A 6,879-nucleotide genomic window follows, 5' to 3' on the forward strand; every position below is an offset into this window, starting at 1 on the left:
GGTCAGGCCTTGTTCTCGATGAAGGCATTGGTGCGAAGACGGGCTTCTTCGTCGGTGAATTGCTGCGGCGGCGACTTCATGAAGTAGCTCGACGGCCCGGTCAGGGCACCGGCAATGCCGCGGTCCATGGCGAGCTTGGCGCAACGCACGGCATCGATGACGACGCCAGCCGAGTTCGGTGAGTCCCAGACCTCGAGCTTGAGCTCAGCGGCCAGCGGCACGCCGCCGAAGGTGGTGCCTTCCAGGCGGATATAGGCGAGCTTGCGGTCGGTGAGCCAGGGCACGTGATCGCTCGGCCCGACATGGATGTTCTCCGCATCGAGCGGCACGTCGAACTGGCTGGTGACGGCCTGAGTTTTCGAAATCTTCTTCGAAGCGAGGCGGTCGCGTTCAAGCATGTTCTTGAAATCGGTGTTGCCGCCGAAATTGAGCTGATAGGTGCGGTCGAGCCGCACGCCGCGTTCGCGGAACAGGTTGGCGAGCATGCGGTGCAGGATGGTGGCGCCGACCTGGCTCTTGATGTCGTCGCCGATGAGCGGCAGCCCGGCGTCCTCGAATCGCCGCCGCCAGCCAGGATCGGATGCGACGAACACCGGGATACAGTTGACGAAAGCGCAGCCGGCTTCGATCGCGCGGGCGGCATACCACTCGGTGGCCTGTTGTGATCCGACCGGCAGATAGGATACGAGGACGTCCGTGCGCGATTTCGTGAGGACATCCGTGACATCGGTCTCCTCCAAGGCGGCAATGGGAACGTCGTCGGCGAGATAGCAGCCGACGCCGTCCAGCACGGGGCCGCGGTGAACGATCACGCCGGTCTCGGCGACAGCCGAAAATCGGTGAGTGTTGTTCGGCCCTGTCCAGATTGCCTCGGCGACATCGCATCCGACCTTGTTGGCGTTGACATCGAAGGCCGCGGAGATCTCGATGTCTCGCACGTGGTAGCCGCCGACATCCACGTTCATCAGGCCCGGTACGGGCTCGTTGGCATTTGCATTCCGGTAGTAAGTCAGTCCCTGAACGAACGAGCTCGCACAATTGCCGATGCCGACGATGCCGACGCGGACACGTCGTCTGTCCTGAAGACGGGAATGCATCTGTCGGTATCCTCCTGCACGTATAGCGCCGAAACGTAAGTACGTCGCGAACGTACCGGGCTTTTGTTCGTTCCTGTGGCGAAGCGCCCAATGACGGGCCCGCGTCGAGTCGAACGAACAAAGTGCGAAAAACTTAACTTGGTTTAGAAAGTGCATGTGATCCGGCGGCATGCAGCTTCGAAGAAGATGAAGAACAACAAGCAGGTAATGCCAGCACTTGAAACGAACAAATCCGGAGCGGATGCGTTCGTCAGTGAGGCGATGGGGCCGGTCGATCTGAACGGAACAGAAGATGAGCGACAGCAAGACGACCACCAGTCATGAGACGATCCGCCGATGGGCCGAGCAGCGCGAGGGCCGGCCGGCGACAGTGCGGGCGACCGAGGAAGACGGGCACGCGGGAATCCTCCGCATCGATTTCGATCCGAAAGAGAAGGCGCTGGATCCGATCGAGTGGGATGAATTCTTTCGCAAGTTCGACGAGTCCCATCTGGCATTTCTGTATCAGGATCGAACCAACGACGGCGGGATCAGCCGCTTCCACAAGTTCGTTCATCGCTCGCAATAGCGATGACCGGGAATACCGGCGAAGAGGACCGCGTCGCGGCCGACGAATGGGCCGCCGCGATCCGCGCGGGGGACTTCGACCGGGCCTGGGCGATCAGCGATCGCAACCTGAACAGCCATCGCGGTGAATGCGGCGACAAGCATGACGGCCCGCGTCATCAGCAGCGCATCTGGCGCGGCGAGATGCTGAGCGGACAGCGGGTGCTGGTTCGCTGCTATCATGGTCTGGGCGACACCATCCAGTTCATCCGTTTCGCGAAGCCATTGCGCCAGTTGGCACGGGAAGTTATTGTCTGGTGCCAGCCGGAATTACTGTCCCTGGTCGGGCGAGTGGAAGGTGTCGACCGGGCCATCGCGCTGCATGACGGCACGCCGGAGGTCGATTTCGATACCGACATCGAGATCATGGAGCTCCCGCATGCCATCAAGGCGACGCGCGATCAGGTAGAGATGCGTGAGCCATATCTGCGGCTCGGGCCATGCGGGGCGGCGCCTCGCGACAGGGGTCTGGCCGTCGGCGTGGCTTGGGAGGTCGGAGACTGGGACAAGCGGCGGTCGATACCGCCGGCGGAATTGCGACGAATCCGGCTTCCGGGCGTTCGGCTGTTCTCGTTGCAGCGCGGCGACGGGGCTGCGGCCGTCGATGAGATCGGCGCGATCGACATCAGCACGCCAGATATCGAAGCGCTCGGCCATCGGTTGCGCACCATGGACATCGTCGTCTGCCCGGACACGATGATCGCGCACTTGTCCGCAGCGCTCGGCTGTGAAACCTGGGTCATGCTGCATTCCGATTGCGATTGGCGATGGCCGAAGACGGGCAGCACGGCGCTTTGGTACCCGAGCGTGCGTTTGTTCCGTCAGGCGAAGCCAGGAGATTGGCGCGGCGTGGTGGACGAGGTCCAGCGCGCGATTGAGGACATGATGAGCGCCGCCCCATGGCGGTTCACGGAGGCATTCGCACGTGAGCCGTCCGCTCCGCCGTGGCGTGCGGCGACGACAGAACATGTGCTGCGCCGTTCAAGCCGGGCAGACGCAGATAATCCGGATCGAAACGCGCCAGTTGGATCAGGCCTTCCCAATCCGTGACTGTCACCATGCGCGAACGCCAGTTCAAGAGGCGCCTGCGGCGGAGCTCCTGAATGATGCGGTTGGCGTGCACGGCGGAAATGCCGCAGGCCGCCGCGAGGTCGGACTGGGTGAATGGCGACGGAAACTGATCGTCCCTGGCGTGCCCGACGGCACGAAGACGCCAGGCAGTCTCGCAGACGAGGTGAGCGACGCGGGTCAGCGAATCGCGGCTGCCGAGGTTGATGATCCAGTTGCGAAGCAATGCCGCGTCCGCGATGGCGAGGCGCGAAAACGCGCGGGAGAGGCCGGATGACAGCGATGCAGTCTCGCGAAGGAAGAGGTGCGGCACGGACGCGACGACGACCGGACCAAGTGTGCTGAGACTCGCAGCGACTTGAGGAGAATCGACCGTGTAGAGGTCGGGCATGTCGCCGACCACGTACAGCGAGGTAATCTGCCCGCCCTCGCATCCAGCCTCGCGCCAGCAGAGATAGCCCTGAAGCAGCAGGCAGCAGTGGTCCGGCTGATCGCCCTTCCTGAGGATGGTCTCATGCGATGCGAAGTGATCGATCCTGAACGGCATCCTGGCGAGCAGCTCGAGATCCGCGTCCGACAATTGGGAGATGTTGGCGAGGCGGGCCGCAAATCTCGTGTAGGCAAATCCTGTCTGCATTCCCGGTCCGTCAATGGCAGCACGCAACATGCGTCGTCGCTCAGGCCCCACTTCGCGTGTTCCGGCGAGGCCTGCACCACGGCGTCGATCATTGGCAGTTTCTCGCGATCAATGTTTTCCTGGAGAGGAACGTTCCTATTTGCGAGCCCTGTCCGTCGCCCAATTCCCGCGCTCTCTCTGATCGCTGGCAGGAACATTCATCGGAGCTGCGCGATTGTCGGGCATCCGACATCAACTTCGGCAATCGATGCGCGCGCATTTTGGGCTCATTTCCGCCGCGATGACCATGGTGGCCGCGGCAGGTCTGCTCGCCGGCTGGCTGATCACGGCGCCGCAACCCGTCGCGGCCAACTTCCTTCCGCCGGGAACGCTCGAGCGGCAAGGCGACCCGGCGCGCGGCCAGTTGATTTTCGCCGCGGGCGACTGCGCGTCCTGCCACGCCACGCCGGGACAGCCGGACCGCCTCCGTCTCGGTGGTGGCCTGGCGCTGGCGTCTCCCTTCGGCACCTTCCGCGTGCCGAATATTTCGGCGGATCCGGTGGATGGCATCGGCGCGTGGCGGGCCGGTGATCTCGCCAACGCCCTGCTCAGCGGCGTCGCCCCGGACGGCAGCCATTACTATCCAGTCTTTCCCTATCCGAGCTTCGCCCATATGGCGATCTCCGATGTCGTCGATCTGATGGCTTATCTCCGCACGCTGCCGGCCGTTTCCGGCCGCGCGCCGCCGCACGATCTCAATCCGCTGTTCCGGTTTCGGCGGTTGATCGGATTCTGGAAACTGCTCTATCTGGACCGGACGCCGATCAAGCCGGACGTGCGGCACAATCCCGAATGGAACCGGGGCCGCTATCTGGTCGAGAGCGTCGGCCATTGTGCCGAATGCCATTCGTCGCGCGGACTGCTCGGCGGCATCAGGGAAGGCACGCGTTTCGCAGGCGGCGTGGACCCGGAGGGGACCGGCTATTACCCGAACATCACGCCGGCGCACATCGGGAGCTGGTCGAGGCAGGATATCGCGGACATGCTGAAGGGCGGCAATACGCCCAACCACGGCCGCGTCGGCTCTTCGATGACGGAGGTCGTGCTCAATACCGCGATGTTGCCGGACAGTGACCGGCAGGCGATTGCAGCCTATCTCAAATCGCTCCCGGCGCGACCGACACCCCGTCCATGACCGCTCAACGGGAATAGAGATAGGCCGCGACATCGCGCGCCTCCGCTTCCGAGATGCCTGTCGCCGGCATGACCGAATTCGGCGATAGCTGCTGGGGCGCCACGATCCACTGAACCAGGTTGTCGGCCGAATTGATCGCCACACCACCAATATAGACGCGATGCAGGAGGCCTGCGAGCGGCGGACCGACCTGGCCATCGGCGCCTGGAACGCCCGGAATGGTGTGGCAGCCGCCGCAACCATAACGGCGCAACAGATCCGGCCCATGGGTCGGGTTGCCGCCGGTGATGGCATGCGCGACCTGTTCGCTCCGCTGTTGCGACGACCAGGCGACCGCCGTGGCCGCCGCCGCCACGACGCAAACCGCCGCGGCAGTACCGAGCCAGAGTTTAGAAGAGACGAGCCGCATGACCCTCCCTCGTTCGCCCGCCGGAGCGGCTGATCCAGATCGCCAGGAGCGCAAGTGCAGCGCCGGCATAGATGGTGCCGGCCGGCACCCACATGATGACGCCGGCAAGTTGTTGGTCGTCCAGCGGCGTCATTCCCCAGGCGGGAGCCGCCGCCGTCTGGACCTGATAGAGAACCCGTGGCGCCAGCGCCATCCAGGCACCCAGCGCGCTGGTGTGCAGCATGGTGACGAACAGATGCCAGGCGCCGGCGGCGGCCTCGTTCGGCCGCAGCACCGACCACCAGAACAGCACCGCGGTCGCAAAGAAGCCGAGGTGCTGCAGGCGGTGCAGCATCACATGGGTCACGGCGGCATCGAACAACAGTGGCGCATGCCACGCCCAGATGACGATGCCATGCAGGATGGTCGCATTGCGGCCGCGGCTCAGCCAGTCCCAGGCCGTGCGGATCGGATGTGAACGGAGCAGGCGTCCGATGGCGACGCGGCGGCGCCGGGGCAATGACCACAACAGCGTACCGAGCGGCCGGGCGAACACGATGAGCGGCGCGGACACCGCCATCACGATCTCATGTTCGATCATGTGGAAGGTGAAGAGCTGCTCGCCCAGCCAATGGAGAGGTGAAACCAGTGCGCCCGCGAGACTTGCCCAGCCCAGGAGGCAAGCGATGTCGCGCCGGAATCGGACCGGAGATTGGCTGCGGCTGCGCTGATGCAGCGCCGCAGCGCCAGCCGCGTAGAGGGCGCCAAACACTGCCAGGGGAACGACGACCCAGGGGTCGAAAGTCCATGCTGCACGCTCACTGGGCCCACCGGGGCCATGCGCGAACGCAGGTGCGACGCACAGCAAGGCAATCAGGAGCAGGCCTATCGTTCGCATCCGGTCAACACCACGGAGGCGATGGCTTGCATCGCAAGGGCGAACGCGAAGACCAGTGACGACAACGCGCTGAGTTGGGCTGCGAAATGAACCGTGCCGGGAGCGCCGAAGCCGTGACCCTCGCTGCGCGCGGATCGCCAGGAAACGACACCGCCCAGCGCGGCGCCGAGGGCGGCAGCAACGGATATGGCGGCGGATAGGCAGGTCTGCCTCTCGCAGTCCCAATAGGGGAGGATCTGGCCGAGCTGCATGTTGATCGCCCAGAGCAGGGTGGCGACCCAAAGGCCTGCCCACGCCCTCAACCTTGCCAGGGTCCTCGAAGCGTTCATAGCCGTGCTATCCAGTAGATGCAGCCATAGATGGGAAGCCACGCCGCCACGACAAAGTTCCAATACATGGCGTTGTCCTGAACATCGCCGAAACGCCGCGGATTGCGGCCGTGGCGCGTGAACATCAGTGCGGCGAGCACCAGCGTATCGACGAGATCCGTGATGATGTGGGTGGTGTGCAGGCCGAGCAGGGTCCAGATCACCGAGCCGTAGGCATTGCTGTCCCAGCTCACATTCAGCGCGCCGAACTCGAATGCGCGCACGATGAGCGGGGCGATGCCGAGCAGCGACATCACCACCATCCCGATGCGCACCTTGCGCAGATCCTGCTGCTCGGCCCACCGCGACACCAGCCAGTTCGGCAGCGCGCTGATGAGGAGGATCAGCGTCACCAGCGTTCCCGGCAACAGATTCGGCGGCGGCGCATTGATCGGCCAGACCGCGGCCAGGCTCATCAGGTAGAAATAGATGCCGATCACCAGCGCGAAGCCGGTGCCCTCGATCAGCATGAAGGCGGCCGTGCCCCACCAGGTCACGCTCGCCCTGCCGAGCCCGTGCAGCGGCAGCCCGGAGAGATCGGCGACGATACGCTCCTTCATGCCTCGTCCTCCGGCACGCGCTTCGGCCAGAACCAGCCGATCAATGCGACGGCGACCGGAATGGGACCCCACACCACGGCCCA

Annotated in this window: 9 protein-coding genes and 1 pseudogene; 4 read left to right on the forward strand and 6 right to left on the reverse strand. The window is 64.4% G+C overall.

Translation table 11 applies throughout. The annotated features are described in order from the left end of the window. Positions 1 to 2: 2 nt before the first annotated feature. Positions 3 to 1,097, reverse strand: a complete 1,095-nt coding sequence (locus JOY90_RS13560) for an inositol-3-phosphate synthase (RefSeq protein WP_291691632.1) — start codon at positions 1,095 to 1,097, stop codon at positions 3 to 5. A 186-nt stretch (positions 1,098 to 1,283) separates the two neighbouring features. Here JOY90_RS13560 and JOY90_RS13565 point away from each other — a divergent pair, with 186 nt between their 5' ends. Genes JOY90_RS13565 through JOY90_RS13575 form a run of 3 tightly spaced genes read left to right on the forward strand, consistent with a single transcriptional unit; the run spans position 1,284 to position 2,753 of the window. Continuing rightward, the gene (locus JOY90_RS13565; protein WP_291691633.1) at positions 1,284 to 1,421 is read left to right on the forward strand and encodes a hypothetical protein; all 138 of its coding nucleotides are present in this window, start codon (positions 1,284 to 1,286) and stop codon (positions 1,419 to 1,421) included. Then, positions 1,390 to 1,665 carry a hypothetical protein gene (locus JOY90_RS13570; RefSeq protein WP_291691634.1) on the forward strand — a complete coding sequence of 92 codons (276 nt, stop codon included), beginning with the start codon at positions 1,390 to 1,392 and terminating at the stop codon, positions 1,663 to 1,665. The genes JOY90_RS13565 and JOY90_RS13570 overlap by 32 nt, the downstream gene beginning before the upstream one ends. Positions 1,666 to 1,667: 2 nt before the next feature. Next, positions 1,668 to 2,753, forward strand: coding sequence for a hypothetical protein (locus JOY90_RS13575; protein WP_291691635.1), 1,086 nt, complete (start codon positions 1,668 to 1,670; stop codon positions 2,751 to 2,753). 34 nt (positions 2,754 to 2,787) lie between these two features. Here the strand turns inward: JOY90_RS13575 and JOY90_RS40125 are convergent. Beyond that, positions 2,788 to 3,438, reverse strand: a pseudogene (locus JOY90_RS40125) (Crp/Fnr family transcriptional regulator); the annotation flags it as partial. Between the two features lie 217 nt (positions 3,439 to 3,655). Between JOY90_RS40125 and JOY90_RS13585 the strand changes: the two are divergent. Beyond that, positions 3,656 to 4,582, forward strand: coding sequence for a cytochrome c (locus JOY90_RS13585; protein WP_291691636.1), 927 nt, complete (start codon positions 3,656 to 3,658; stop codon positions 4,580 to 4,582). A gap of 4 nt (positions 4,583 to 4,586) precedes the next feature. On the opposite strand, the gene JOY90_RS13590 is transcribed toward JOY90_RS13585, so the two are convergent. From JOY90_RS13590 to JOY90_RS13605, 4 genes are all read right to left on the reverse strand, one after another. After that, a complete protein-coding gene (locus tag JOY90_RS13590) occupies positions 4,587 to 4,991 on the reverse strand; it encodes a c-type cytochrome (RefSeq protein WP_291691637.1) in 405 nt (134 codons plus the stop codon). After that, on the reverse strand, positions 4,972 to 5,868 hold the full coding sequence (locus tag JOY90_RS13595; protein ID WP_291691638.1) for a cytochrome c oxidase assembly protein: 897 nt from the start codon (positions 5,866 to 5,868) through the stop codon (positions 4,972 to 4,974). The genes JOY90_RS13590 and JOY90_RS13595 overlap by 20 nt, the downstream gene beginning before the upstream one ends. After that, the gene (locus JOY90_RS13600) at positions 5,856 to 6,119 is read right to left on the reverse strand and encodes a hypothetical protein (protein ID WP_291691639.1); all 264 of its coding nucleotides are present in this window, start codon (positions 6,117 to 6,119) and stop codon (positions 5,856 to 5,858) included. Before JOY90_RS13600 ends, JOY90_RS13595 begins: the two co-directional genes overlap by 13 nt. A 74-nt stretch (positions 6,120 to 6,193) precedes the next feature. After that, a complete protein-coding gene (locus tag JOY90_RS13605; RefSeq protein ID WP_291691640.1) occupies positions 6,194 to 6,796 on the reverse strand; it encodes a cytochrome c oxidase subunit 3 in 603 nt (200 codons plus the stop codon). Positions 6,797 to 6,879: the final 83 nt, after the last annotated feature.

This window comes from Bradyrhizobium sp. (assembly GCF_019242285.1).
Classification (GTDB): domain Bacteria; phylum Pseudomonadota; class Alphaproteobacteria; order Rhizobiales; family Xanthobacteraceae; genus Bradyrhizobium.